Source organism: Methylomonas sp. MS20, assembly GCF_050275925.1.
Classification (GTDB): Bacteria; Pseudomonadota; Gammaproteobacteria; order Methylococcales; family Methylomonadaceae; genus Methylomonas; species Methylomonas koyamae_A.
In genome coordinates, this window is record NZ_CP189962.1 from 3,007,472 (window position 1) to 3,031,479 (window position 24,008).

General features: G+C 55.1%; 22 protein-coding genes and 2 pseudogenes. 3 read left to right on the top strand and 21 right to left on the bottom strand.

Annotated elements, in window-relative coordinates; translation table 11 throughout:
• The 13 genes and pseudogenes from ACQE3D_RS13350 to ACQE3D_RS13410 form a co-directional block, all read right to left on the bottom strand.
• A complete protein-coding gene (locus tag ACQE3D_RS13350; RefSeq protein WP_313730138.1) occupies positions 1-2,496 on the bottom strand; it encodes a hypothetical protein in 2,496 nt (831 codons plus the stop codon).
• A 191-nt stretch (positions 2,497-2,687) separates the two neighbouring features.
• Positions 2,688-4,211, bottom strand: a complete 1,524-nt coding sequence (locus ACQE3D_RS13355; protein WP_313730137.1) for a diguanylate cyclase domain-containing protein — start codon at positions 4,209-4,211, stop codon at positions 2,688-2,690.
• A 478-nt stretch (positions 4,212-4,689) separates the two neighbouring features.
• Complete coding sequence (locus tag ACQE3D_RS13360; RefSeq protein WP_313730136.1) at positions 4,690-5,304, bottom strand: hypothetical protein; 615 nt, start codon at positions 5,302-5,304, stop codon at positions 4,690-4,692.
• Positions 5,305-5,379: 75 nt separating this feature from the next.
• Complete coding sequence (locus ACQE3D_RS13365) at positions 5,380-7,245, bottom strand: sigma-54-dependent Fis family transcriptional regulator (protein ID WP_313730135.1); 1,866 nt, start codon at positions 7,243-7,245, stop codon at positions 5,380-5,382.
• A 127-nt stretch (positions 7,246-7,372) separates the two neighbouring features.
• Positions 7,373-7,777, bottom strand: coding sequence for a hypothetical protein (locus tag ACQE3D_RS13370; RefSeq protein WP_071158286.1), 405 nt, complete (start codon positions 7,775-7,777; stop codon positions 7,373-7,375).
• A 35-nt stretch (positions 7,778-7,812) separates the two neighbouring features.
• The gene (locus ACQE3D_RS13375; RefSeq protein WP_313730134.1) at positions 7,813-8,883 is read right to left on the bottom strand and encodes a DUF3800 domain-containing protein; all 1,071 of its coding nucleotides are present in this window, start codon (positions 8,881-8,883) and stop codon (positions 7,813-7,815) included.
• Positions 8,884-9,159: 276 nt separating this feature from the next.
• Positions 9,160-9,729 (bottom strand): hypothetical protein, encoded by a 570-nt coding sequence (locus ACQE3D_RS13380; protein WP_313730133.1) that lies wholly within the window; start codon positions 9,727-9,729, stop codon positions 9,160-9,162.
• A 32-nt stretch (positions 9,730-9,761) separates the two neighbouring features.
• Positions 9,762-9,884, bottom strand: a pseudogene (locus tag ACQE3D_RS13385) (IS5/IS1182 family transposase); the annotation flags it as partial.
• A 46-nt stretch (positions 9,885-9,930) separates the two neighbouring features.
• Positions 9,931-10,453: pseudogene (locus ACQE3D_RS13390) on the bottom strand (REP-associated tyrosine transposase).
• A gap of 102 nt (positions 10,454-10,555) precedes the next feature.
• Complete coding sequence (locus ACQE3D_RS13395; RefSeq protein WP_281020529.1) at positions 10,556-11,539, bottom strand: MDR family oxidoreductase; 984 nt, start codon at positions 11,537-11,539, stop codon at positions 10,556-10,558.
• 121 nt (positions 11,540-11,660) lie between these two features.
• The gene (locus ACQE3D_RS13400) at positions 11,661-11,960 is read right to left on the bottom strand and encodes a hypothetical protein (protein ID WP_313730131.1); all 300 of its coding nucleotides are present in this window, start codon (positions 11,958-11,960) and stop codon (positions 11,661-11,663) included.
• A 96-nt stretch (positions 11,961-12,056) separates the two neighbouring features.
• A complete protein-coding gene (locus tag ACQE3D_RS13405; RefSeq protein WP_313730130.1) occupies positions 12,057-12,500 on the bottom strand; it encodes a hypothetical protein in 444 nt (147 codons plus the stop codon).
• Between the two features lie 1,084 nt (positions 12,501-13,584).
• Entirely contained in the window at positions 13,585-15,072 is a 1,488-nt protein-coding gene (locus tag ACQE3D_RS13410) for a MinD/ParA family protein (protein WP_313730129.1), read from the bottom strand.
• 317 nt (positions 15,073-15,389) lie between these two features.
• On the opposite strand from ACQE3D_RS13410, the gene ACQE3D_RS13415 reads away from it, so the two are divergent.
• Positions 15,390-15,926 (top strand): flavoprotein, encoded by a 537-nt coding sequence (locus ACQE3D_RS13415; RefSeq protein WP_064030220.1) that lies wholly within the window; start codon positions 15,390-15,392, stop codon positions 15,924-15,926.
• Complete coding sequence (locus tag ACQE3D_RS13420) at positions 15,923-17,317, top strand: DUF6513 domain-containing protein (protein WP_313730128.1); 1,395 nt, start codon at positions 15,923-15,925, stop codon at positions 17,315-17,317. Before ACQE3D_RS13415 ends, ACQE3D_RS13420 begins: the two co-directional genes overlap by 4 nt.
• Positions 17,318-17,356: 39 nt before the next feature.
• Here the strand turns inward: ACQE3D_RS13420 and ACQE3D_RS13425 are convergent, their stop codons facing one another.
• The 8 genes from ACQE3D_RS13425 to ACQE3D_RS13460 all read right to left on the bottom strand — a co-directional run bounded on the left by ACQE3D_RS13425 (position 17,357) and on the right by ACQE3D_RS13460 (position 22,325).
• Positions 17,357-17,587 (bottom strand): hypothetical protein, encoded by a 231-nt coding sequence (locus tag ACQE3D_RS13425; RefSeq protein WP_313730127.1) that lies wholly within the window; start codon positions 17,585-17,587, stop codon positions 17,357-17,359.
• 281 nt (positions 17,588-17,868) lie between these two features.
• Entirely contained in the window at positions 17,869-18,528 is a 660-nt protein-coding gene (locus ACQE3D_RS13430) for an HAD-IA family hydrolase (protein ID WP_313730126.1), read from the bottom strand.
• A gap of 90 nt (positions 18,529-18,618) precedes the next feature.
• Entirely contained in the window at positions 18,619-19,302 is a 684-nt protein-coding gene (locus tag ACQE3D_RS13435) for an HAD family hydrolase (RefSeq protein ID WP_313730125.1), read from the bottom strand.
• Positions 19,303-19,417: 115 nt separating this feature from the next.
• A complete protein-coding gene (locus tag ACQE3D_RS13440) occupies positions 19,418-19,984 on the bottom strand; it encodes a hypothetical protein (protein WP_313730124.1) in 567 nt (188 codons plus the stop codon).
• 67 nt (positions 19,985-20,051) lie between these two features.
• Complete coding sequence (locus tag ACQE3D_RS13445) at positions 20,052-20,438, bottom strand: hypothetical protein (RefSeq protein ID WP_313730123.1); 387 nt, start codon at positions 20,436-20,438, stop codon at positions 20,052-20,054.
• Positions 20,435-21,508 (bottom strand): bifunctional DNA-binding transcriptional regulator/O6-methylguanine-DNA methyltransferase Ada, encoded by a 1,074-nt coding sequence (gene ada / locus ACQE3D_RS13450; RefSeq protein WP_313730122.1) that lies wholly within the window; start codon positions 21,506-21,508, stop codon positions 20,435-20,437. Before ada ends, ACQE3D_RS13445 begins: the two co-directional genes overlap by 4 nt.
• A 126-nt stretch (positions 21,509-21,634) precedes the next feature.
• Positions 21,635-21,880 (bottom strand): hypothetical protein, encoded by a 246-nt coding sequence (locus ACQE3D_RS13455; protein ID WP_313730121.1) that lies wholly within the window; start codon positions 21,878-21,880, stop codon positions 21,635-21,637.
• Between the two features lie 10 nt (positions 21,881-21,890).
• On the bottom strand, positions 21,891-22,325 hold the full coding sequence (locus ACQE3D_RS13460) for a carboxymuconolactone decarboxylase family protein (protein WP_313730120.1): 435 nt from the start codon (positions 22,323-22,325) through the stop codon (positions 21,891-21,893).
• Positions 22,326-22,442: 117 nt separating this feature from the next.
• On the opposite strand from ACQE3D_RS13460, the gene ACQE3D_RS13465 reads away from it, so the two are divergent.
• A complete protein-coding gene (locus tag ACQE3D_RS13465) occupies positions 22,443-23,909 on the top strand; it encodes a PLP-dependent aminotransferase family protein (protein WP_313730119.1) in 1,467 nt (488 codons plus the stop codon).
• The last annotated feature ends 99 nt before the right edge of the window (positions 23,910-24,008 follow it).

The window sequence follows — 24,008 nt, forward strand, 5'->3', positions numbered from 1 at the left end:
TCAATTGAAAGGCAGCGAATACTGCGGAGAATCGTGAATGAAGCGAGCAACGATGTCGTCGAAACCGACGCCGATCTCGATTTTCAGTTCCTCGGCGGCGGCGAATATCGTCACACACCATAGGAAGTCTTGATTCATGAACAAGATCGCCAGGCTTTGCTCATCGCGGCCGTTACCGTATTGACGCATGATTTGGGCGACGAACTGCTCAGGACCGCGCTTGCGCACCAGCTCCTCGATTTTCTTTTCGATACGCTTGAACACGGCATCTGGAACGTGGCCGAACAAATCTTCTATCGGATCGTCGCTAAGCGGCGGCCGGTCGAAATCCTCGATGTTATCCGCCGACGGCAATAGCTCGACGCCCCCGCTGGCCCGTTCGAGCAGGCGCTCGATCAACCCGGCGGTCCTGTTGTCGTTATCCGCCCGCGCGTCTTCCAACGCGACTTTCAAACGGTATAAGCTCATGAAATCCAAGTGGCTGGCATCGCCTTGGCATTCGGCCAGCGTCCGGTAATATAGCCAGGCCGGCTTAGGCCAACGGGCATGGCCCGCCTTGGCAGCGTGCTTCAATAGTTCGTAATGGCCGATCGTCTCCAAAGACTGGCACCAAGCCAATAATTCCGCTTCATGTTCCAACAACCATTCCAGCGACTTTTTCAGCGGCGCCTTGATTTTATCCAGAACCTTGAACAACAAGGTGTTGTCGTCCAATTGCTCGTCGTAATAGCCTATCGACGCGATCAAGCGCTGCAATTGCGGGGCGGACAGCAGATAGTCCTTTAGAGGGGGCAGCGCGCGGCTAAGCGCCTGCGTCGGCAGTTCCAACAAACCGGCTTCGATTTGCGCTTGAAAATGCATGTTGATCGGATCGTCATGCAGACTTGCCAAGGTATCGACGATGCGTTGCAAGCCCTGGGTTTTGTCTTCGGCAACCCACAAATAAAAACCGCGCAACAACTCGGCCTGGCGGCGCAGGCTTTTATCGATGGTCAATTGTTCGGCCGCTTGAATTTCCTTCTCCACCAAATGAAACTTCTCGGTTTTGATCAAACGACGGGCATGGGCCAAGTGATTGGCAAACAATAGCTGTTTAGCCAAGGTATTGACCGGATCGATCTTCAGCAAGGCTTTGGCATAGGCTGCGGCCTTTTTGAAGGCTTTTCTGGCTGCGGCGGATTTGGCCGCCCGCACCAGTAAATCGGTATCGGCGGGAAAACGTTGCAGACCGCGTTCCAGCCAGTGCGCGTACTGAGCCGGGTCCGGCCGGTGTTCCTGGTAAATCGTCAGAAGGTTCAGGTAGCTTTGTCGGTCGTCGGGATCGTATACCAAGCTGTCGGCCAACATGGCCGCCGCTTCGTCGGGATAGGCCTTGTCGGCCATGTGCCTGAGGATCAACGCGATTTTGCGGTCATTGGCCGGCCGGTCTTTTTTTAGAATATCGATGCAGCGGTCCCAGAAAAAGCCGGCGTCGTAGTCGTTTCCGGCTTGTTCGTGCAACAAGGCCTGCAAACGGTTTTCCTCGAACGAATCCTTGCCGGCAAAGTGTTTGAAGTAGTCCTTCTCGCCGCCCGGATACTCCGCCAGCGCTCCCAGGCAATAGGCTTGCGCGGCATCGTCGCCGAATACGTCGCGATATTGCAGGACCAGATTGAAGCGCGCCTTGGCGTCGGGCTGGCCGTTGAGTTTGACCAGCGCTTCCAATAATTGGCTCTGGCGGGCATTAAGACCTTTGGCCTGAGCAACGATGCGGCGTTGATTGTGCTCCAGCGCCGACACGCTGGCGACGAAATCCGCGCCAGAATGCCGATACGCCACACAAGCCTTAACCAGCGGTTGATAAGGCGATTCGTCGGGAATTTTGGCTAACAGGGCCGAAGCTGGTTCGAAATCCGCGCCCTCCAGCAGTTGCGCTTTCAGCAAGCTGCGCAAATCGCGAAACGCCGAACGAAACGGCAATGGTTTCAAGGCCTGCTCGCAGCCCTCTCGCTCGCCGTTGCGATACGCCGCCAGCGCTTCGCTGACCCATTGCCAATGCTTGAGCAATGCGCAATCGTGGGGCAAATGCGGCACCAACTCCGTATCCCCGGAGACCAGTAGCATCCCCAGATATGCCGAAAGCACCGGAAACTCTTCGTCCAACTGCCGAGCGTTCAACCCATCCAATAGGGCGTAGGCCTTGCGCTGGTTTTTGCCGGCCAACAGCCACAACACATAAACGTCTTGCGCTTGCGGCGGCGCGTCAGCATGGGCGGCATAATTTTCCCAAAGTACGCAAGCTTCCTTGAACATGGCCTTGGCCGCCATCCCCCAAGCCCGTTGCAAATAGCAATCGGCCAAATAGCGTTTGGTCTCGGCATCGCCCGACTGTTTCAACAACTCCTTGAACAGATCGCCGGCTTCCTTGTAGCGTCCGTCGGCGTAGTGCGCCCTGGCTTTTTCCGACAGGGTCGACTCGGCAATCGCGGCGGAAATTTTCTGGATAATTTTTTTCATGGCGGCGCCGTCAATGGCCAGTACGTGAAGAGCCGCATTATAAAGCAGTTCAAACCCGGTCGACCGTTCGCGCGTTTTGCCGCACCGAAGCCTCCAACCCGGCGCGGCAAGAATCGCTCAGTCCCGATCGCCGACCGCCGACCGCGCGAGCGAACGCTTACTGCTCACGCGTGGCTGCCTCGGATCCCGCGTCAGACATTGACGTCGCGCAGATTCGCTTGATAGGTGCGCACCCGGTTGCGGCCTTCGGCTTTGGCGTAATACATCGCCAAATCCGCGCAATCCACCAAACGCTGCGCGTTGTCGGCATGGTCAGGGTAGATCGCCACGCCGATGCTGGCGGAAATTTCCAGCGTCAAACCGTCGATTTCGAACGGCACACTCATTTCATGGCGGATTTTTTCGGCGATCTCCAACGCGTTCCGCTCGGTCTTGATCGCCGGCAGCAGCACGACGAACTCGTCGCCGCCGAGCCGGGCCGGCGAGTCCGACTTGCGCAAACACCGGTAGAGCCGTTCGGCGACGAGTTTCAGCAACTGATCGCCAACGCCGTGGCCGTAGGTGTCGTTGACCGGTTTGAAGCGATCCAGATCGACAAACATCAAGGCCAGCCGGCTCCGCTCCCGTTCGGCGCTAGCAATGGCGTGCTGCACCCGATCGCGGAATAGCGAACGGTTGGGCAAGCCGGTCAGCGCATCGTGGTAGGCCAAATGCTGGTTTCTGTCCTCGGCGACCTTGCGGTCGGTAATATCGTAAAACCAGATCAATAAAGCCGGCTTGCCCTGATATTCCACCGGAAAATACGACGCCAGCGTCCATTTAACCCAAGCGCTGCCGCGCGGGGCATGCAACTCCACCAGTTGATTGGTGACCTGTTCGCCATTGCCCAGGCGCTCCAACACCGCCGCGTACGCATCTGGACTAGCGTAATAACTGGCGGTAAACGCGCCGATAGCCCGCTCCGGGGTGGTATCGATCAACAAGGCATAACTATTATTGGCAAACATCACCCGACCGTTGGCGGTGTCCTCGATGCAAGTCGCGACCGGACTGCTCTCCAGCATCTGCCGAAAGCGCTGCTCGTTGTCGGTCGCCTGCATCCGCAAGCGAAAGTTTTCCGCCAGCTGCCGACTCGATTGCCGGGAACTGGCTAACAGGAAAATCAGGAACAAGGTTTCCATCGCACTCATGCCCTGCGAAATGGCATCGCGCTGCATTGCCAGAAACACGATTTGCGGCACCAACACCGTCAATAAAAATCCGACCACCGAAAAGCTATCGACGGCCAACGTGGCGGCGGCACCGGCGCATAAGCCGCCCAACGCGAAGGACACGTAAATTTCATGGCTGATGTCGCCAACCGGCGCCAGCAGCAAACCGCCGACGCCCCAAACCATACCGGCGGCGATCGTACCGAACCGAAACCAGAACAACCAAGCTTCGACGCCGGCCGGGTCGATACCGGCATCGGGCCGGCGCCGCCACACCAACAGCAGCAAGGTTCTGGCCAGCAACACGGCGGCCAACACCGCAAACCAGTCGAACAACCGGGCATTGCGGATTTCCGTCGCCAATACCGCCGCCAATATGCAGGCCAGCAAACCGCTGATGGTCAGCGAGAACGGCAGATTCTCGAACAACAGTCTCACCCGTTCGCGTCGTTCGGCGGCAACGGCAGAACGCGATACACCGGTCGACGCCGACAGACTAGCCATTGGCAAGTCCGCGCCGTTTCCCCCCCATGGCTGACTGCGCTTATCCACGGTGACGCTCCCCTGAGTCTAATGCGGATACGAAGGTCTTGGTTCGAGCGCCGCCCCGCGACGCCGGGCCAATGGCCCGAAATCGACGATGGCGAGCCGCGGCGGTTAGTCTAGCTTGTTCACCCGGCGCGGACGCTCGGCATCCGCCCGGCTGATGACGTGGACCTACGGCGGAGCCGGCTCACGATCGGAACACGCTGGCTTAAGCCTCCAGCACGCTTTTTTAATGTCTGGGCGCTTTCGATCGCGGCTGAAGCCGTTCCTACGCCCAGCTATCCATTTTCCGCGACGAAAATCTTTTCATGACCGTTAGTTTGGTACAACTTGCCGGAATGTAAACGTCGCCGACCGGAAATGCGTCGGAGCGGCCTGAAACAACCGCCAATGCTGGGAAGGCCTCGCCGAGCCGCAAGGGCTCGAAGACCGAGGATCAACGCCGGCGAATCGTCAAATCGCCGATCGTAACACCGATGTCGAAGCCGCGCCCCTTGCCGATCAGTGCCAACGAAATTTCGCCGCGAGTCAGAATTTGCCGGTCTATCGAATTGATAAAACCGAAATGGTTGCCCAACGAAATGTAGTTACCGTAGATTTCACCGATGTCCTTGACGTCCGTGAAATGGCCTTCGCCTTCGATATCGGACTTACCAATCGTAAAGCCGATGCTTTTCGACGATAGCACCACTTGCGCCTTCTGGCCGTTGCGGCAGGTCACTTCGCCCAGGCCGTCGTATTGCTTGTAGCCCAGCGAGAAGCCGGATAAATGGTAGGTCATGCTGCAGGTACTGTATTTCTGCTTGCCGAACTGATCGGTAAAGCTGAAGGCCGGCGGGTTTGGGCTCGGCGTCGGCTCGGTTGGCGCTACCGGTGCCGGTACGGCATCGGTGGCGGGCGTCTCGGCCGGTTCGGCAGCATCGGCCGGCTGGACTTGAGTGATCGGCGCTTGATCGAACGGGTGAGTAGTCAATTCGGCTTGGGCCGGTCCCGCTAACCGAGCGACGGCCGAAGCGGCGATAGCGAAAAACGTTAATTTGGCTGGTTTCATGATTCCTGTCGTACTGTGCAAAAGCGGCGCGCGTCGGCGCCGAACCCTATTTCAACCCGCCAGACCGGCGAAAGTTCATTGGGCAATCCCCAGTTTCTTCATCCGGTAGCGCAAAGTGCTGGGCTTCATGTCCAACTTGGCGGCGGCGCCGTTGGGGCCTTCGACCACCCAGCCGGTTTGCTCCAACGTGGCGACGATGTGTTCGCGGGTCACTTCGCTCAAGGTCGCCGGCGCGCCGAGCGGTTCGCTCGACACTTGCGGCAGCAACTCCGGCGCGATGTCCAACCAAGGCCCGTCGGCTAGAATCGTTGCCCGCTCGATGACGTTCTCCAGCTCGCGGATATTGCCGGGCCACGGGTAGGCCAGCAAGCGCTGCAACGCGGGCGGTTGGATGCCGTCTATGCGCCTGCCCAACTTGGCGGCGAACTTGCCGGCCATGAAGGTCGCCAGGGCTGGAATGTCGCTAGCGCGCTCGCGCAACGGCGGAGTTTGCAGCGGAAACACGTTCAGCCGGTAAAACAAATCTTCCCGAAACCGCTTTTCGGCAACTTCCCGGCGCAAATCGCGGTTGGTCGCCGCGATAATCCGCACGTCGACCTTGATCGGCTTCTGGCCGCCGACCCGCTCGAACTCGCGTTCCTGCAGTACCCGCAGCAGCTTGACCTGCGTTTCGGCCGAGATTTCGCCGATTTCGTCGAGAAACAAGCTGCCGCCGTCGGCCAACTCGAAGCGGCCGACCCGCTTGTGCAAGGCGCCGGTAAAGGCGCCCTTTTCGTGGCCGAACAATTCGCTTTCGATCAGCCCGGCCGGCAAGGCCGCGCAATTGACCTTAATCAACGGTTGCTCGCGGCGCGGACTGGCCGAATGGATCGCGCGGGCGATCAATTCCTTGCCGGTGCCGGATTCGCCTTGAATCAGCACCGACGCGTCGGTCGCCGCCACCTTGCGTACTTGTTGCAGCAAGGCCCGCAGCGGCGGGCTGTCGCCGACGATCAGATCGAAATCGTGGTCGGCCTTGATCTCGTCCTGCAAGTAACGGTTTTGCGCCTGCAATTTGGCCTGGCGCCGTTCCATCAGCACTTGCTCGGTAATATCGACGAACATAGTTCGAGTAAACAAGCCGCCGCCGTCCGGCCGCGACCACCATTGAATCCAGATCGGCCGGCCGTCGTCGTAGCGGCGCAGTTCCAACACCACACCAGCGCTATCGCCGCCCCGACCTATCCCGGCGAATGCTTCTTCAACCCGGCGCTGAGCCTCGGGCAAGGCCGGTACCAGAGAACGGCCGACGAAACCCGGCACCAACGCCGCCGGCACGCCGAGTATCCGCAGCGCGGTGCGGTTGGCGCGCAAAAAACGCGATTGCAGGTCTTCGTGCACGTAGGCGATCGGTGCCTCGTCGAACAAATCGCGAAAGCGCTGTTCGCTTTGCATTAGCTGCTCGGCCGCGCGTAACCTACTCAATTCGGCGGCGGCACGGGCCGCGAAAATTTGAAAGGTGTACAGCAGCCTGGGTTGCTCGGGCATGGCCCGACCATCGAACACCGCCAGATGGCCGAGAATGTCGCCGGAGGTCTGGTCGCGCAAAGGCACGCCCAAATAACTTTCCACGTCCGGCTCGGCCGGAAAGCGCTGCGACACGCCGGACGGATAATGGCACAAGCGGCCGCTCAACACGTCCTCGCACGGCGTGCCGGGCAAGTCCCACTCGACATCGTCCAACCAAGCGGCGTCTTGCCAGAACGCCAAAGCCCGCACCCGCCGCCGGTCCGGTAAAAATTCCGCGACAAACGCGCCAGCCACGCCGGTGGCCCGGCTCAAATTGCGCACCAAAGACCGGAAAAACTCGCCGCCGGCCTGGTGGGCGGTCCCTTCGACAATGGCGCGCAGCACCTCCAGTTCTTCAAGGTCCGGCGTCGTAAGCGGTGGAATCTCGGTCATCGGTAATTTTGTAACGGAAACAACGGCCCATGTTACGCCGCCGCGACGGAATCCGCCAACCGACAACAGCGTTGACGTAGCGTTAACGGAATTGAGGGGTTGGAGACCTCGATTACGTTTAAACTTGCTATTTGCTATTCCCCTTGAAGATGCCAGCGATACCAGCACCGCCTGCAACAGCTAAGGTCGAGCCCAGAATGATTTTCACCAGCTCAAACTGCCCCATGATCATGGCAATAACTACAAGCGTGAATACAGCAAAAACAATGAGCGACAGCACAGCAACTGACCGCTTATGCAACTTGTCTTGAAACTCGATTTCTCTTTGGTGCTGCGCGTCTGCGGCTTCTGCTTCCTTGCGCTCTTTCTCAGCTTTGCTTTCAAGATACTTCGTGGCAGCTTCAAAGCCATTCTCTGCAATTGACTCAACTGTTTCGGCGATCTTCTCGATTTGCTTCAAGCGACTATCTAATCTCTCAATCTGCACAGGGAGAAGCTCAGCGGGTGGTGTAGTAACGGGTTCGTCGTTCATGACAACTCCTTGGACGGGACTTTAAGGCTTGGATTTTATGAACAGAATTTCGTCATGTAATCAGCTGGATTTATATCATTATCGCTAGTTATCAAATCATCTGATGTCAAGTGTTCCAAATCCTGCGGCGCAATAGCTCCAAATAGGAAGCGTTCAATTCCGGCATCTTTAAGTTTATCCGCAAATTGATCATTTGTATTACGAAAGAATGCCGAATAATAATATCGTGTTGCCCCTGCCATTAGATCGGCAACTTGAAGAGCAGCATATTGTTTCGAATTTCCAGAATGCAATTCCTTAATATTTAAAGGGACCATAAATTTCCTCTGACCATACCCCACTTCCTTAGGTGGGATCGAACTATCCATCATTTTCATAAATATGGGTTGCGACGCTTTAATTGGTTTTGATTCATCATAGATAACGATTGGTGCTTCATCTAACTGTTTTCCCCATTCGGTTAGATGACAAAAGAATGAAAATATCGCGGGATCAATATGATATTTATTGTCAATGCCATTGAGAATATCATCTATAAAACGCTCCGCATAAATGTAAGGAGCAAGCATGGATTTATATTTTCCATCTGTGCAGTTATGGTATAGCACATTAGCAACATCGAAAAATTTCCTTTTGGATTCGCTGGATTGATTTCTGACCATTTCAACAAAATTGGTCAGAAAGTCATTGAATTTCTGTTCTCCGAAAAAATGCGGCGCTGAATACCAATGCAAATTCGCTAACACAATATTACCGCTATTTTTATAAATATCGATTCCATCCCAACGCATAAGCGTTGCTTCTATGATGTCAACAAGTTGAGTGACTACATTGAAATGCTTATGCACAATCATGGTTTTCACGCGTTTTTCAGAGTGTATTGGCGATCTAATGAAGTCTAATATTTTTCTACGGCCTGCTTCACTGCCCTGGAGACTGCTAAATTTACCTTCGGAAGCTTGATGCGATAAAACCAAGAGCAAAAGCTCTGAGCATTCATCTGAATTGTAATCTACAGAGGCAAGTGTAAAGATCGGTTGATTAGCATCTAATAAATGCGCTCCCGTATTATGCGATTCATCGAAGAAAATTATTGGTTTTGTCATAGATTATGTCGTAGGTATAGCGCAGTCTAACTTGTAATTAAGTAGTTTCAGTATATCTACCAAAAATAATCTTCGACGCACCAACTCATTGATCCCCGAAAACGTTCTCTTCCGTATATCGCCTATAGGCGCTTGCTTGCCCGATTGCAATCAAAGCGCGGCCATTGAATCAGTTTAGCCGGCAGACCGCAATAAGCTGCAAGGCCGTAGGGCGCAATAACCAACGGGCATTGCGCCCTACGCGGGCTCAATTGCGCACGAATCCTTACGGTTACCCTACATAGGCTCTTTTAATGAATTCAGAATCATCGCTTCAATAGCTCCCGTTGATCGACAGTAATGATACGTCGCATTAACATGCCCGCCGGAAGTAGCCGGACTAACGGTGTAACCGCCATAGGCGTTGGGCATTAGCGTTGCCGGGCTGGCATTAACATCATAGGCGGCCTGTTTTGTAATGCCAAAAGCAGTCTCCACGCTGACTTCCGAGCCGGAATTTAACTTTTTCACCCTGACAACCACCTCGCCTAAATCCAGCGACCGATTTCTCAATGCGAAGCCGCAGTCCGCAACCTTAGAGTCATCGACATAGTTAGAAACAAAGATCGCGCCTTCCGTCTGATCTTTATCAACGCGTACCTTCACATCCTTGGAACTAGGAACAGGAAGTTGTTTGAGTTTTTCCCAGGTTTCATCGTAGCTCCGATGAAACTGTTGAGGTGATCGGAATGCGTATGTTTGCCTAGGGCCGGCACAGGCTGTTATTAGGCAATTCATCGCAACAAAGGCGTAAAGCCCGAACCTGCCCTGAATTTTGATGAGACAGACAGGCATATTTAATTCCATTTTAGGCATTTCGTATAGGGGCTGTTGCCGTTTTATATGGGTAACCAAATAAAAGCCCAGGCCAAAGCGACGAGGCTTTCAAAATTGCGTTTCAATTTGTCATATCGCGTCGCGATGGCTCTGAAATGTTTCAATCGCGCAAAGACATTTTTAAGGCCGTAAGGCGCAATAACCAACGGGCATTGCACCGTATTAATTTTATTATTGGAACTCATATAAATCGCCGTCGGTACCTGCCCAATTTAATGGATAAACGCCCCGTTTCACCCAGCGGTGAAAGGTTGAATAGGGCCAATCTTTAACTTGTTTTACCCAGCCATGTTTCACCGGATTGAAGTGAATATAATTAGATGAGCCTGAAAATCGGCTTCATCCCGTATCAGGCGTTCCCAATAGCACCGCAGCCATATCCCGCGTTCGCTCTCTTTATTCTCACCGCCGATCTTCGCTCGATTTTCGGCAAGGCTTTTGAAAATCCAATTTTTGTTAAACTTAGCCGTGTAGCATAATCCGAATCGTTTGCCGGTAATTCTATAACGCAGTGCATATGTTCGGGTAAAACGACCCAACCGTGAATTTCAAACGGATGGTTTGCTTTCACCGTCTTGACCAATTCTCGTAGCGTTTGAACATGGCGAATCAACAAATCGTTGTCTTTCCTTTGTAATAAGTTGATAGTAAAGAAATAGGTTCCACCAGGATGCCAAATTCGACGGTAATCCATTTCTTTATTATCAATTCTGTGTATCAAATGCGGCGCAATGCCCGTTGGTTATTGCGCCCTACGCGGGCTAACCTTATTCGTTAGGCGTAGCAGTCATTGTGGCTAGCCGTTTACGTCCACGACCACACGTCCCCGAACCTCACCATTGAGAAGCTGCCCAGCGAGGGGCATCACTTCGCTCAGGCCGACTTCTTTGCTGATCGCGGTCAGCTTCGAGATATCGAGATCGCTCCCTAAGCGTCGCCACGCTTCCAGTCGCTCACGCCGGGGACACATCACGCTGTCTATGCCTGCCAGCGTCACGCCACGCAGGATGAATGGCGCGACGGTGGCAGGAAAATCCATGCCGCCCGCCAGCCCACAGGCCGTGACGACGCCTCGGTATTTGGTGGTCGCGCAGACGTTCGCGAGCGTGTGGCTGCCCACAACATCCACCGCACCGGCCCATCGCTCCTTGCCCAGGGGTTTGCCGGGTGCCGCGAACATCGCCCGGTCCAGCACCTCCACCGCGCCCAAGCTCTTGAGGTAATCCGCTTCCGATGGTCTGCCACTCACGGCGACGACATTGAAGCCAAGCCGACTCAGAATCGCCATGGCTATGCTCCCCACGCCGCCGGCCGCACCGGTCACGAGAATCTCTCCGTGCGCGGGGGTGACGCCGTACCGCTCCAGCGTCAGCACGCAAAGCATCGCGGTGTAACCTGCGGTGCCGATGGCCATCGCCTGTTGCGGCGTGAACTGTTCCGGCAGCGGCACGAGCCAGTTGCCGTTCATGCGCGCCTTCTGCGCGAGGCCGCCCCAGTGCGTTTCGCCTACTCCCCAGCCATTCAGAATCACCGCCTCGCCGGTTTTGTAATCGGGATGAGTCGAGTGCTCCACCGTCCCGGCCAGATCAATGCCGGGCACCATCGGAAACTTGCGTACCACCGGCCCCTTGCCTGTGATGGCCAGCGCATCCTTGTAGTTGAGTGTCGAATGGCTCACCCGCACCGTCACATCGCCCTCGGGCAATCCTGCTTCGTCGAGGTCGGTCAGAGAGGCGCGGTAGCCTGCTTCGTCTTTTTCAATCAAGATGCCTTTGAACATGGGTTTTGTGTTTCTTTGTTAAATGCTGGATGAACCGCCAGCTAGCGACGCCTAACGCCAAGCTCACCCGACCAAAAACCGCATCGCGGTTTTTGGTCGGGTGGAGCGCCTCGTTATGTGTTTATTGTTCACCAAAGACCCCTTTTCGCCAGAATGCCTTCTTATTTTGATAAAACCAACATTCGTTTGACTTGTTTCGGAATTGACTCAATTGACCAAGTTCTACTTTATATCTGGTGAACAAAGCTATTAACTCTCTTAACGATTCATCATCCACATCAAAACTGGGAATGCTGAGCCTGATTTCATCGCCTACGCCTTTGATATTTTCTATGGCTGAAATTTTTTTTAACCATTCAAAGAATGTAATTTCGTCACCCTCTGAATAGAAATGTACTTGTTTACAGACTAACTCTGGCACCATTCATTACCTTACACATAACTATAAGGGTAACTTGACGGTAAAAGCGAAGCGGTGATAACCGCGTAGCTTTTGCCGGTCAATTTGACCCACTGGTTAGACGAAATCGTTAGTTTTAACCAAGATCCCACAAACACCTCCTGCGATAAAGCCTGGCCAAACAAAGAATGACCAGACATAAGAAAAACTTTCGCTCGTACCATGAAAGATCACAAATGAAATTGTTGTAACTATTAGACCAACAGTGCTACCTACCAAGAAACGTTTGATGGCTGATAGATTCGTCAGTTTTAGGTAACGTGAAATAACCCAATAAGCATAACCAGAAACCCAGGCTGGAACCGCTCCAAGTAGCATTGCAAAAGGGATTCCCCAAATGCTAAAAAACAGCGTAACTAATGTGCCAAATCCTAATTTGATTCCTATTTCTTGAATCGACAGATTATGAAATTCGGCGCTCAGTAACGCATTAGTGCTGACAAAAACGAAGCTACCTATTACAGGACCAAGCAATCCGAAAATGACAATTGTTTTTCGCATCTGTTTTGAAAGCCTAACTAGTAATTAGATGGTTCCGTATATCTACCGAAAATAATCTTCGACGGACCACCTCGTTGATTCGCTGTGAATTTTCTCTTCCGTATATCACCCATAACCGCTTGCTTGCCCGATTGCGATCAAAGCGCGGCCATTGAATCAGTTTAGCCGGCAGACCGCAATAAACTGCAATCCGCCATCTCGCGCAGCCTATTTGCCGGCATCGATGGCCTTTAGCGCGCGGCCGGCTTAACTGGCGCAATTAGCGCCGGAAAGCCGGCGGCTAAAACCCCGCTAACACCGAATAAGCTCCCGACTAAGGTTTGGGTCAACCGAATTAATCGGGGCGATTTCAAACTCCCAGGCCAACACCGACCGAAACGGTTGATCGTTATTCGACATGTCCTAATGCCAGCCAGGCTATGAAAGCCCCAACGTCCAAAATCCGCGATGCGGCTACCGAAATCGCGCGGTAAAGTCCCCTAGCAATGGGATAGCGCCCCCGAACCTTTCCGGCGCGCGTTTCCAACGGAGGGGGCAAAGCGCTGCAAGCCTCGGCCGGCGTGGCTTGCAGCGATTCGGGTTTCACGGAACGGCTGAAGCATGCGTTTCCAGAGCGGAAACACGACACGGAAGTCTGGAAACACGTCACGGAACTCTGGAAGCACGTCACGGAACGCTGGAAACACGACACGGAAGCGTGGAAGCACGTCACGGAACGCTGGAAACACGCGATTCCAAGACCGATGCGCGTCCATCGGTTTTCGGATGATTCACCTGGCGCTTAAATACCGTTCGCCCTGCGCAAAGTAAGCCCCCTTCGGGCGCATGGCGTTACCGTGAAACAGTCGCTGTTTGACGCGATTTTTAGTTTGTTTGCCCTGTTGTAAGCAGTTGATTGTTGTAAGCATAAAAAGCTGTTTCATGAGCGCTTGTCGAAGGGTGCATCAGTGAACTTCGGCGAGCTCGGCCCGAACTGAATACTGCCCGCACAGCGCCGATTTCAAGCCCTCGGGCGGTCCGACCGGCTGCGATACGAGTCGGCGACCGCGGTCAGACTCGCTCGGCCGGCGATGACCGGCTGGTATCAGCCGTCGATAGGGCTTTGGCGGGCAATGGTTAGTTGCTGCTCTCGGGCGTGCTCGATGGCGGTCAACAATGCTTCGCGCCGCGAGGTGAGTTGCCGCATTTGCTGGGACAACGAGGCGAATTCGGTTTGCAAGGCCTGTTCTTGACCAGCCATCGCCGCCAGCGCCTCGGCGGTGGATTCCAGCAACAACTCGCTTTGACTTTGGTAAGGCTTGTTGAAACGCGCTTGAAACGCCGCGCGCATGCGTATCGCCAACGCCTCGAAGCGTTCCTCGGTGAAGTCGTCGCGGCCTATCGTGGCGGATAGTTCCTGTTCGAGATCGATTACGTCGCTTGCGTGCGCCTGTCGGTAAGCGTCGCGCAATTGGCGAATCAGGCCGCGCAATTGATCCTCGGCGCCGCCGGTTTGCGCAACCAGCCGGGCGGCGTTGCTTTCCAAGCCGAACATCGGCTCGCGGTAACGGGCGGTGTACAGCGCTTCCAGGGTCGTTACTAATTCGATCATGCGGGGAGCGGCGTGGTTTTCGGTTTCCAGCCAGCGAAAAAACAGTTGCTTGAAGGCTTGCGGAAACTCGCCGTGGCGCTCGACGAATTCGGCGATGCCGCGCAATAAGGCCGCTTCGGCCTGTTCGCGATCGCCAAGCTTGGAGTTGGCGGGTTCGGCGGGCACAGCAAATCCGATCGCATCCGCCGGGACCTGGCTTTCCATCAAGGCCCCGCGCCAATAATCGCTTAATCCGGTTTGCGGCGACTCGCCGCCGATGCATTTGACGATGTTGTCGGCCAGCGCGGTCAGACAGCGACTGGCCGGCGACTGGCTGATGAGTTCGACAATGGGCGATTGCAGCGTCACCGAACGCGGCAGGTTTTCGTCGCGCGCGACGTAGCCGCCATAGTCCGCGCGCAAGCTCAGGTATTTTTCGACCACGGCGGCGAACCGTCGATAGGTTTCCATCGCGGCGGCGTAGTCGGCGGCTTGATTGACGATCACTTTCAACTGGCCGGGGTAATGCCTGGCGTTCAACAGTTTCAGCAGGGAAAAGGCATCGGTCAGCGAGGTCGGCTCGGCGGTGATCACCAAAAACGCCGTTGGGGCGGCCTCGACGAATTGCAAGACAGGTTCGGCGACGCCGGCGGCGGAATCGATCAGAATGTAGTCGTACCGGCTTTCCAGGGCCGTCAAGGCGTCCAACAGCCTGCGCGCTTCGCCGGCGCCGAGATTCGCGCAGGCGGCGATGCCGGACGCCCCCGGCACCACGGCGATGCCGCCGGCGGTCGTCACGACCACCTCGTTGATGGTTTTTTCGCCGCGCAGCACGTGTTCCAGCGTAAACTCGGGACGTAGGCCCAACAGAATATTGATGTTGGCAAGTCCGGTATCGGCATCGAATATGCAGACCTTGGCGCCGCGCGACGCCATCGCCGCCGCGATGTTGGCGGTCAAACACGTCTTGCCCACGCCGCCCTTACCGCTGGTAAACGTCATGACATGCGCCTGCCGCGCCGGCTCCGCGCGCGAGTATTCCACCATGGCTCACCCTTCCTTTCGTTGATAGAGATTAAACCGTTAAGGCCGATGAACATTATGCCTAAATCGGTCGGGCGATGCCGTTAAGTTTGACGCTTGCTAACGTCCCCAAGCGGCACGAACCATCCGCCCCGCGCAAGTTATCCTCCGGCTGATGAGCATACGAGTCGGCCCCGCGCGGACCATCCGTCGGCTGAGCGGAGCCGAAGCCCCTCTCAAACGGCAAAGCCGGCCGCTTCCAGTATAATAAGCGCCCCGCCACCGATACCTTAACCATGACTACGCCGCGTCTCGCCTGGGCCATTACCGGTTCCGGACATTACATAGAAGAATGCCTGGAGTTTATTTTGACGCTGGATCATGTCGATCTGTATTTGAGCCAGGCCGGCGAGGAAGTGCTGAAAATGTACGGCATCAAACTCGACGACATCCGCGCCCAAATGCCGGTGTACCGCGACAAGGCCGCCTCGGCGCCGCCGGTCGGCCTGTTTTACAAGGGCGATTACCACACCTTCGTAATGGCGCCGACCACGTCCAATACGGTCGCCAAATGCGTGCTCGGCATCGCCGATTCGCTGGCGACCAATTTGTACGCCCAGGCCGGCAAGTGCCGGATTCCGAGCATTATCTATCCCTGCGATACCGCACCGGAAATCGAAACCACCGCGCCCGGCCACAAGAAATTCATGGTCTATCCCAGGCCCATCGATTTGGAAGCTACCGACCGCCTACGCCGCTTTCCCTACACCCAGGTCGTCGACGACGTGGAGCAATTGATCGTCGCGGTCAAGGCCAGACTGGCGGCGCTATGAGCGAAAAAATTCTGTTCATCACCGGCAAATTGGCGGAAAAGCAAGTCCGCCAAGTACTGGAAGCGATGCAGCCGGAATTTCAGTACAAGGTACACGTGATGGGCGTGACGGTGGCCGCGCTGATTACCGTGGACATGATTATCCGCCGCCTGCCGGACGCGCTGGGCGCCGACCGGGTGATACTGCCCGGCCGGTGCCGGGGCGACTTGGCGGTGCTGAGCCAACACTTCGGCGTGCCGGTCGAGCGCGGCCCGGAGGAAATCAAGGATTTGCCGCAACATTTCGGCATGGCCGCCCACCACTACGATTTGAGCAACTACCGCACCAAGATCTTCGCGGAGATCGTCGATGCGCCGAACATCGGTATCGAGGCGATCTTGCAACGCGCCGCCTACTACGTCGCCAACGGCGCCGACGTAATCGACATCGGCTGCCTGCCCGGCACGCCGTTCCCGCATTTGCGCGAGACCATCCAGGCCTTGAAGCAGGCCGGCTACACGGTCAGCATCGATTCGCTGGAAGACGCCGATTTGCTGGCCGGCGCCGGGGCCGGCGCCGATTACATGCTGAGTTTGACCGAGCGCAGTTTGTGGATCGCCGACGAGGTGGCGGCCACGCCGATTTTGATTCCGCAAACCCACGGCGACCTGAGCACGTTGGACAAGGCCATCGAAACGCTGCTAGCCAAGGGCCGCGCCTTCATCGTCGATCCGATTCTGGACCCGATCCATTTCGGCTTTACCGAATCCGTGGTTCGCAATCACGCCTTCCGCCAACGCTATCCCGAGGTGGAGATGATGATGGGCGTCGGCAATTTGACCGAACTGACCCACGCCGATACTTCCGGCATCAATGCGCTGTTGCTGGGCATTTGCTCGGAACTGAACATCGGCCACATCCTGGCCACCGAAGTCAGCAAGCACGCCTGCCGGGCGATTCGCGAGGCCGACCGGGCGCGGCGCATCATGTATGCCGCCAAGCAGCACAACACGCTGCCCAAGCACATTGCCCCCGACTTGCTGACCGTGCACGACACCGCGCCGTTTCTGAACAGCCGCGAGGAAATCGAGACGCTGGCCGGGCAAATCAAGGACCCGAGCTACCGGATTCAAGTCAGCAGCGAGGGTTTGCACGTGTTCAACCGCGACGGCCTGCACACCGCGCTGGACCCGTTCGAGCTGTATCCGAAGCTCGGCGTCGAAGCCGACGGCGGCCATGCCTTTTATTTGGGTGTGGAACTGGCCCGCGCCGAAATCGCCTGGCAACTGGGCAAGCGCTTCACCCAAGACCAGCCGCTGAATTGGGGCTGCGCCAGCCAGGCGGCGGAAACCACGGTCGATTTGCACACCTTTAAGCCGGCGGGAGCGACGATGAAGCGGCACGAAGACTAAGCCGCCAACGCCCCGGCCAATGCCGGCGACGGGCGGGATTTACAGTTTAAATTTGGCCGCCAATTTGTCCAGCGATTGCGCTTTCGACACCAATTCCCTGGCATTCGTCTCGGTTCGCTCCACGGTAACCGGCAAGGCTTGCGCGCCATGCGATACCGATTCGACGCGACCGGCCATTTCCCTGGTCGCGCTGGCTTGTTCCTTCAGCGCCATGTTGATGCTGTCGACGGACATCGCGACGTGGCTTTGAGATTCCACGATGTTCCGCACCGAATCGCCGGCGTTTTTCGACAGGCCACGTCGGAATCCACCCCCTTTCACGCCGTTTTCATCGCGGTGACGGCCGCTTGGGAGACTCGCCGAATTTTCTCCATCATCTGCCTAATCTCGGTACTGGATGAGCCGGTGCGCTCGGCCAATATGCTGACTTCGGCGGCCGTTGGCTACCCAAAATTGTTGACGTTCTTTTGCCGTCATGCTTTTTTTCCTGCGGTCTTGCATTCGGGCGAAATTTTCACTGATTTTGGCGGTTGCCGGTGAGGCCTGAATGGCTAACGATTGAATGCCGCCATATTAGTAAACCGCTTGAGCAGTTGCGGCAGCTGGGACATATCATCGAATACCGTATTGCCCGAGGTCCGATACGAATCGGCCACGCCGGTTCGTATAAAATGCAGCGGCGTCATGCCTGCGGCTACCGCAGCCGTTACCCCCACTTCGCTATCTTCAATCACCACGCACCGGCTCGGCTCAAAGCCCATTGCACTGGCGGCATATTGGAATAGCCCTGGATCGGGTTTCCACGAACCGATCTCATAGGAACTGAATAGATTGTCACCAAAATAGGCAGCAAGACCGCTGACTGCCAAGGCTTGACGGATTTTCGCAAGCGGCCCGCTGGAGGCAATGCATTTCGGCGAATTCAGGGTTGCGAGCATTTCCAAAACGCCCGGCATGGGCTTCAAATCACACGCGAAGAGTGCTGCAACCCGCTGGCGATAGCGCTGTTCAAACGAATCCGGCAGCTTTAGGCCAAGACGGTGTTCAAGGTCAATCAGAATCGAACTTAGTTTTTGGCCGCGATAGCGCTCGATCAAGGTTTCCAGCCGATCATCCAACTGCGGAAGCAGGTCGAGAAAGGCTTGATTGCACAGTCCTTCGCTGTCCACCAATGTGCCGTCCAAATCGAAGATGACACAAATATTATTCATCTACCGCATTGCCTACGCTTCGATACGCCATAGCTGGCCGACTCCGGTCATTTGGTCTGAATTCCGATCTAACCGGTCACGGTTATCAGGTCATGCATTGGCTAACAACTCGCGCGGAAATTGCTCAAAACTCTCGATCACGGTCGAGACGCCCTGACAGGCAAGAAGCTTGTTATGCGTTTCAAGCGGACCAAGACCGACGATATGGCCGATATTGGCGGCATGGGCGGATTGGAAACCGGAAATAGCGTCCTCGACAACGATGCAATCGTACGGCGGCAAACCAATATTGGTTGCCGCCTTGGCGTACATATCCGGCGCGGGTTTACCGGGAAGAGCCCCGTCGTCGAAGACAATCCGTGGCAGATCGAACCACTTATCCAGACCGAGGTGTTGGATGAAAAAATCCAGATTGGTTTTTTCGGAGGCTGTCGCGATGGTACGGGGTATACCTTTGCTAGAAACCAAGTCAAGCAGCGCTTCGGCACCGGGAGACAAAACAAACGTCTCGGGATTTTTTAAACATAAATCCCGATACATTGACTCCTTGATTTGTATCAGCTCAAGCAGCTCTGCTTCTTGAAAGTTTCTGCCGCAGAGATAGCTCAAAATGTGACGATTGGTACGGCCATGCACATGGATTGAAAATTCGTCGTCGTTTAAAGGTGAGCCTCTAAGGCGTAGCGCCGTCGCTTGCCAGGCCTGAACGTGCAGCGGTGCATCCCAAAGCAAAACGCCGTTGAAATCAAAAATTATGCCTTTGTATTTCATCATGATTACGGGTAGCGATACAGATTGAGGCACCGTACGGTTGGGCAAAATGATGGCCTACGGCTTATCGCACCAACCCAATTTTTGGTAGGGGACATTGCCCTACTTGACGCCATTTTCAGAGCACCCCACCCAGCGATTCCTTGAGCGGTATGTCGGCGTTGCGTCTGTACCAGTCATTGAAACGCTGACGATAGGACTCAAACGGCTGATGCAGTTCTATACGCGGATCGTTGCTCAGAGCATAGGCCATGCCTTCGATTAGCCACGGCTCGCCGGTTAGCAGTGCCAGGCTGCCGAAGTGGTCGGCCTGCCAATGATGGATGAGCTCATGCGCCACGTAGTGTTGTTGCCAACCGCGCGGCGCGATGGCAATGGCGAAACTGCCCAAGGTGAATCCGGCCTGGTTCGATAGACCGAATGCAGACCGGCATGGCTCGGTGCGACAAAAGACGATCTTCGGCTCGCCGATAGACAAGCCCCATTGCGCGGCAAGATAAGTTTTCGAGTTGGAAAGTAGCGACTCCGCGGCCGTAAGCTGAGAAACATCGTCTATGCACAGGTTTTGTTCGTTGCAACGGACGCCGAATGCTTCCGGAATCAGCACCCGAACCGGTTTGAAAACCGCTAACGCCGAAATCGGCAACAGCAGCAGAATCGCCACAGCCCAACCAGTGAATTTCATCAACCTTCCTCCATGCCAGCTAACGCAAAGTACATGCGTGCCTCGTTATTGGTAACCGAATTTTGGCTCATTTTCCGACCGCCGACCGGAATAAGACCGTTATGCTGATAAAAATTGAAGTCCGCTCGAATTCCGGAACGGCGAGCAAAGCTCGGAGCATGACCAACTCAACGGGCTGATTTAATCCAAGCATTCGAGCTGCCAGAGCGGATAACTCGTCAAGCATCAATGTGGCTGGCGAGTAGTCGATGCTCAGTTCTATTTCGGCGGCCATGGGTAAAAAACGGAGCGTCAAACAGGCCGGTGAACCGTGCCACACGATGCCCTTACGTAATTGGTTAGCTTGGACGGTTTCGGCAACCGCCAAGGCATCACGAGCATGGAAAGACAAAATATCCTGTAATCGGTAATTCGTAGGTAGCGGCAATGTGCAACACAATACGCCGGCATTCATGATTGACTCTCCCGCCGCAACAACTCGGCTTTGCGCTCCACCCCCCAACGATAACCGGATAAGCCGCCGTCCGAGCGAACGACTCGGTGACACGGAATTGCGACCGCCAGAGTATTGGCGGCACAGGCGCCGGCCACCGCGCGTACTGCCTTCGGTGCGCCTATGCGTTGAGCAATATCGGTGTAACTGACTTTTTCGCCGACTGGGATTTGCCGCAAAGCTTGCCAAACCCGTTGTTGAAATGCAGTACCTCGCATGTCCAGCGGTAAATCCAAGCCGATGGCCGGGGCTTCGACCAAACCGACCACTTTGGCAACCCATCGTTCGAATTCGTTGTCGCCGCCGATCAGTTCAGCCTGAGGGAAACGGTCTTGTAACTCTCGAGCCAGGCAGTCAGGATCATCGCCCAACGCAATGGCACAAATTCCGATTTCGCTGGCCGCCACCAGAATAGAACCCAATGAGCATTCGCCCAAGGCAAAGCGAATCCGGCTATTGGCACCGCCGGCACGGTAGTCGGATGGCGTCATACCCAATAGTTGCGGCGATTGCTCGTAAAAACGGCTGCTGGAATTGTAACCGGCATCATGGATGGCGGCGGTTACCGACTGACTATTCGCCAGTTGACTCCGAACCCGGTTACCGCGCTGAGCTGCCGCATAGGCTTTAGGTGTCAAGCCAGTGATGGCCTTAAAAATTCGATGAAAATGAAAGGTACTTAGTCCGACGATAGCCGCCAACTCGGTAAGGCTAAGCTCGGTTTCGGCTGTTTCAAGCAAACGGCAGATTTCGGTCACTTTATCGGCGTGCTGTTCGCGCAAGGCAGGTTGATCCGGTTTACAACGCCGACAGGGGCGGAATCCAGCGGCTTCAGCTTCTTCTCGGCTAAGATAGAACTGCACATTTTCAGGTTTGGCGGTACGTGCGGGACAAGACGGTCGACAATAAATACCGGTAGTTTTGACCGAGTAGAAAAAGCGACCGTCGGCTGCCGGATCGCGGGCCAGCACGGCTCGCCAACGAGGATCGTTTTCTGTTGGCAAAGCGTCGGTTTCAATCGGCTTCGGCATGTCGGCTCCGGATTTCGTTCATTCACGCCGTTAATTTACCCAAATCACCGTGCTTGAACACTCCGAGTCTTGCTTTCAAATTCAAATTAGCTTGTTATCAAAACATCTGGAGCATTACTTAACCGTCTAAAGCGTTATAAACTTTTGAAGATAGGTGCCGTACAGCAGGTTTTCGCCCAGACGAAACCCAATCAGACCTCGCCATTGCTGGTTGCGACGAAATCCGGCCAAATGATAGCCGGCTTGAGCTTGCCGCTGCACTTGGGCCACAAATGCCACCGCATCCGGCAAATGGGGACGAAGTATGCTCATCAGTGGGTAAACCGCCACGATGTCATCGTTTTCAATAATCTCGTCTATAGATTGTATCATCGAGCTCCGCTTACTCGATTTCCGGCGGCGTTCTCGATGCAATCATCAACCGGTTCCAGGCGTTCATTTCGGCTACCGCAAGCGTCAGGTCGGATAATTCATGGTCACTGAATTGCGCTTTAGCCAGCTGATAGACGGATTCCGGTACCTCAGCGTCCCTTAACGCCGTGACGGCTTCCGCCCAAGCCAAAGCCGCTAATTCGCGTTCGGTAAACACATTGGCTTCCTTCCAGGCCGCCACCAGATGGACCTTGGTTATGGATATGCCGTTCTGTTGCGCCAATGGCGCATGCATATTGATGCAATACGCGCAGCCGTTGATTTGCGAGATGCGCAGCCGTATCAGTTCGAGCAAGCCGTGATCGAGCCCACAGCCCTGTACGTATTGATGCAAACCGTACATGGCCTGATAGCCGCTGGTTTGATAGCTGAAGCGTTGGGTCATGAGCTACTCCTAATACTGTCGGTCACGTGAAATTGGTGCTATTCTCGCCAATCGAATGGTTTAATAGAAATACCAATAAGTGAAAAAATAACCAGACCAATTTATCGAAATAGAATCGTGAGATTAGCGGAACAGATTGAACTTTCCATTGCAGCGAAACCGGTGCAATGCTCGATCAAAGACTGGATTTACAGCGAGATTCGCTTGGCTATTTTGAGTGGCCGTTTGAAACCTAACGTCAGACTGCCCACTACCCGCGATTTTGCCAAACACTACGGGGTTTCCCGCAGCATGGTGGTTTTGGGCTATGAACAATTATTGGCGGAAGGCTATATTGCATCCCGTACCGGCAAAGGTACGTTTGTCTCAGCCAAACTGCCGGATAGTTTGGATAGTGCACCCGCCCCACAAGACCGCGCCGCGGTTTCGGCAAAAGGCAGGCTATCGCAACTGGGTCAAGTACTGGCGGACAGCCCTTTTTTTTACGGTGCCGCCGAATCCGCTCCCGTTCCTTTCAAACCCAATCAACCGGATTTCGAGCACTTTCCGTTGAACATCTGGAACCGTATCGCCTCCAAACGTGCGAATGCCTTGCGTCCGCGCAGAATGGGTTACGCCGATCCGACCGGCTATCATCCGTTACGCGCTTCGATTGCAGAACATTTACGATATACGCAGCGCATTAGCTGCACACCGGAGCAAGTGATCATCACCCACAGCGCCCAGCAAACCCTGGATTTGTGCGCACGCTTGCTGCTCGATCCCGGCGATACGGTATGGATGGAGGACCCCGGCTATCCCGGCGCGAAAACCTTGTTTGCGGCCGTCGGCGCACGGGTGCATGCCGTACCGATTGATTCGAACGGGATGGATATCGAAGCGGCAATTCAAAACGCCGCACACGCCAAACTGGCCTACGTGACTTCCGCCCACCAATCTCCAATTGGCCCAGCACTAAGCCTCGAACGCCGAATCGCGCTGCTAAAGTGGGCGGAACGCCATCAAACGACGATACTCGAAGACGATTACGACGGCGAATTCCGCTTCCACGGTACTCCGATGGCACCGGTCAAAAGTCTAGATGCCACTGACCGGGTAATCTATATGGGCACGTTCAGCAAACTGTTGTTTCCGAGTATCCGTTTAGCTTATGCAGTGGTACCGAAGTGGCTGCAAACACCGTTTGCGTCGGCGATGAGCCTGACCTGCCGCCATGTCGGGCTGGAAGCTCAAGCGGTGCTGAGCGAATTTATTGCCGAAGGCCACTACGCCAGACATTTGCGACGGATGAAGATGATCTACCAGGAACGCGCCGAAACGTTTATTACCGCCTGCGATAACCAGTTGAAAGGCCTGCTCGACGTTTGCCCGATTTCCACCGGACTCGATGCCTGCGCATACCTGCCGGAAGGGTTCGAAGACGTCGAGGTAACCGAGCGTTTAAAACAAGGCGGCATTGAAACACGGCCGCTATCGTTTTACGGCATCGAACGTAAGCCGCCCAGCGGTTTGGTTTTGGGTTTCTCGGCGTTCAGGCCGGAGCAAATTGTCAGTGGAGTCAGCCGGATAAGCGAAATTCTATGACATGCTTTGAAATTGACTGAAGACTGAACTATTCGCCGAAGCAAAATTGGCTAAACCAATGCTTGCTTAAAATCACTAACAGCAGCGTCAATTACAAAC

What these genes read in the sequence shown, in the direction of transcription:
- ACQE3D_RS13350 (WP_313730138.1), bottom strand. Translation starts at nt 2,496, where the DNA reads ATGAAAAAAATTATCCAGAAAATTTCCGCCGCGATTGCCGAGTCGACC.
- ACQE3D_RS13355 (WP_313730137.1), bottom strand. Translation starts at nt 4,211, where the DNA reads ATGGCTAGTCTGTCGGCGTCGACCGGTGTATCGCGTTCTGCCGTTGCC.
- ACQE3D_RS13360 (WP_313730136.1), bottom strand. Translation starts at nt 5,304, where the DNA reads ATGAAACCAGCCAAATTAACGTTTTTCGCTATCGCCGCTTCGGCCGTC.
- ACQE3D_RS13365 (WP_313730135.1), bottom strand. Translation starts at nt 7,245, where the DNA reads ATGACCGAGATTCCACCGCTTACGACGCCGGACCTTGAAGAACTGGAG.
- ACQE3D_RS13370 (WP_071158286.1), bottom strand. Translation starts at nt 7,777, where the DNA reads ATGAACGACGAACCCGTTACTACACCACCCGCTGAGCTTCTCCCTGTG.
- ACQE3D_RS13375 (WP_313730134.1), bottom strand. Translation starts at nt 8,883, where the DNA reads ATGACAAAACCAATAATTTTCTTCGATGAATCGCATAATACGGGAGCG.
- ACQE3D_RS13380 (WP_313730133.1), bottom strand. Translation starts at nt 9,729, where the DNA reads ATGGAATTAAATATGCCTGTCTGTCTCATCAAAATTCAGGGCAGGTTC.
- ACQE3D_RS13395 (WP_281020529.1), bottom strand. Translation starts at nt 11,539, where the DNA reads ATGTTCAAAGGCATCTTGATTGAAAAAGACGAAGCAGGCTACCGCGCC.
- ACQE3D_RS13405 (WP_313730130.1), bottom strand. Translation starts at nt 12,500, where the DNA reads ATGCGAAAAACAATTGTCATTTTCGGATTGCTTGGTCCTGTAATAGGT.
- ACQE3D_RS13410 (WP_313730129.1), bottom strand. Translation starts at nt 15,072, where the DNA reads ATGACGTTTACCAGCGGTAAGGGCGGCGTGGGCAAGACGTGTTTGACC.
- ACQE3D_RS13415 (WP_064030220.1), top strand. Translation starts at nt 15,390, where the DNA reads ATGACTACGCCGCGTCTCGCCTGGGCCATTACCGGTTCCGGACATTAC.
- ACQE3D_RS13420 (WP_313730128.1), top strand. Translation starts at nt 15,923, where the DNA reads ATGAGCGAAAAAATTCTGTTCATCACCGGCAAATTGGCGGAAAAGCAA.
- ACQE3D_RS13430 (WP_313730126.1), bottom strand. Translation starts at nt 18,528, where the DNA reads ATGAATAATATTTGTGTCATCTTCGATTTGGACGGCACATTGGTGGAC.
- ACQE3D_RS13435 (WP_313730125.1), bottom strand. Translation starts at nt 19,302, where the DNA reads ATGATGAAATACAAAGGCATAATTTTTGATTTCAACGGCGTTTTGCTT.
- ACQE3D_RS13440 (WP_313730124.1), bottom strand. Translation starts at nt 19,984, where the DNA reads ATGAAATTCACTGGTTGGGCTGTGGCGATTCTGCTGCTGTTGCCGATT.
- ACQE3D_RS13445 (WP_313730123.1), bottom strand. Translation starts at nt 20,438, where the DNA reads ATGAATGCCGGCGTATTGTGTTGCACATTGCCGCTACCTACGAATTAC.
- ada (WP_313730122.1), bottom strand. Translation starts at nt 21,508, where the DNA reads ATGCCGAAGCCGATTGAAACCGACGCTTTGCCAACAGAAAACGATCCT.
- ACQE3D_RS13455 (WP_313730121.1), bottom strand. Translation starts at nt 21,880, where the DNA reads ATGATACAATCTATAGACGAGATTATTGAAAACGATGACATCGTGGCG.
- ACQE3D_RS13460 (WP_313730120.1), bottom strand. Translation starts at nt 22,325, where the DNA reads ATGACCCAACGCTTCAGCTATCAAACCAGCGGCTATCAGGCCATGTAC.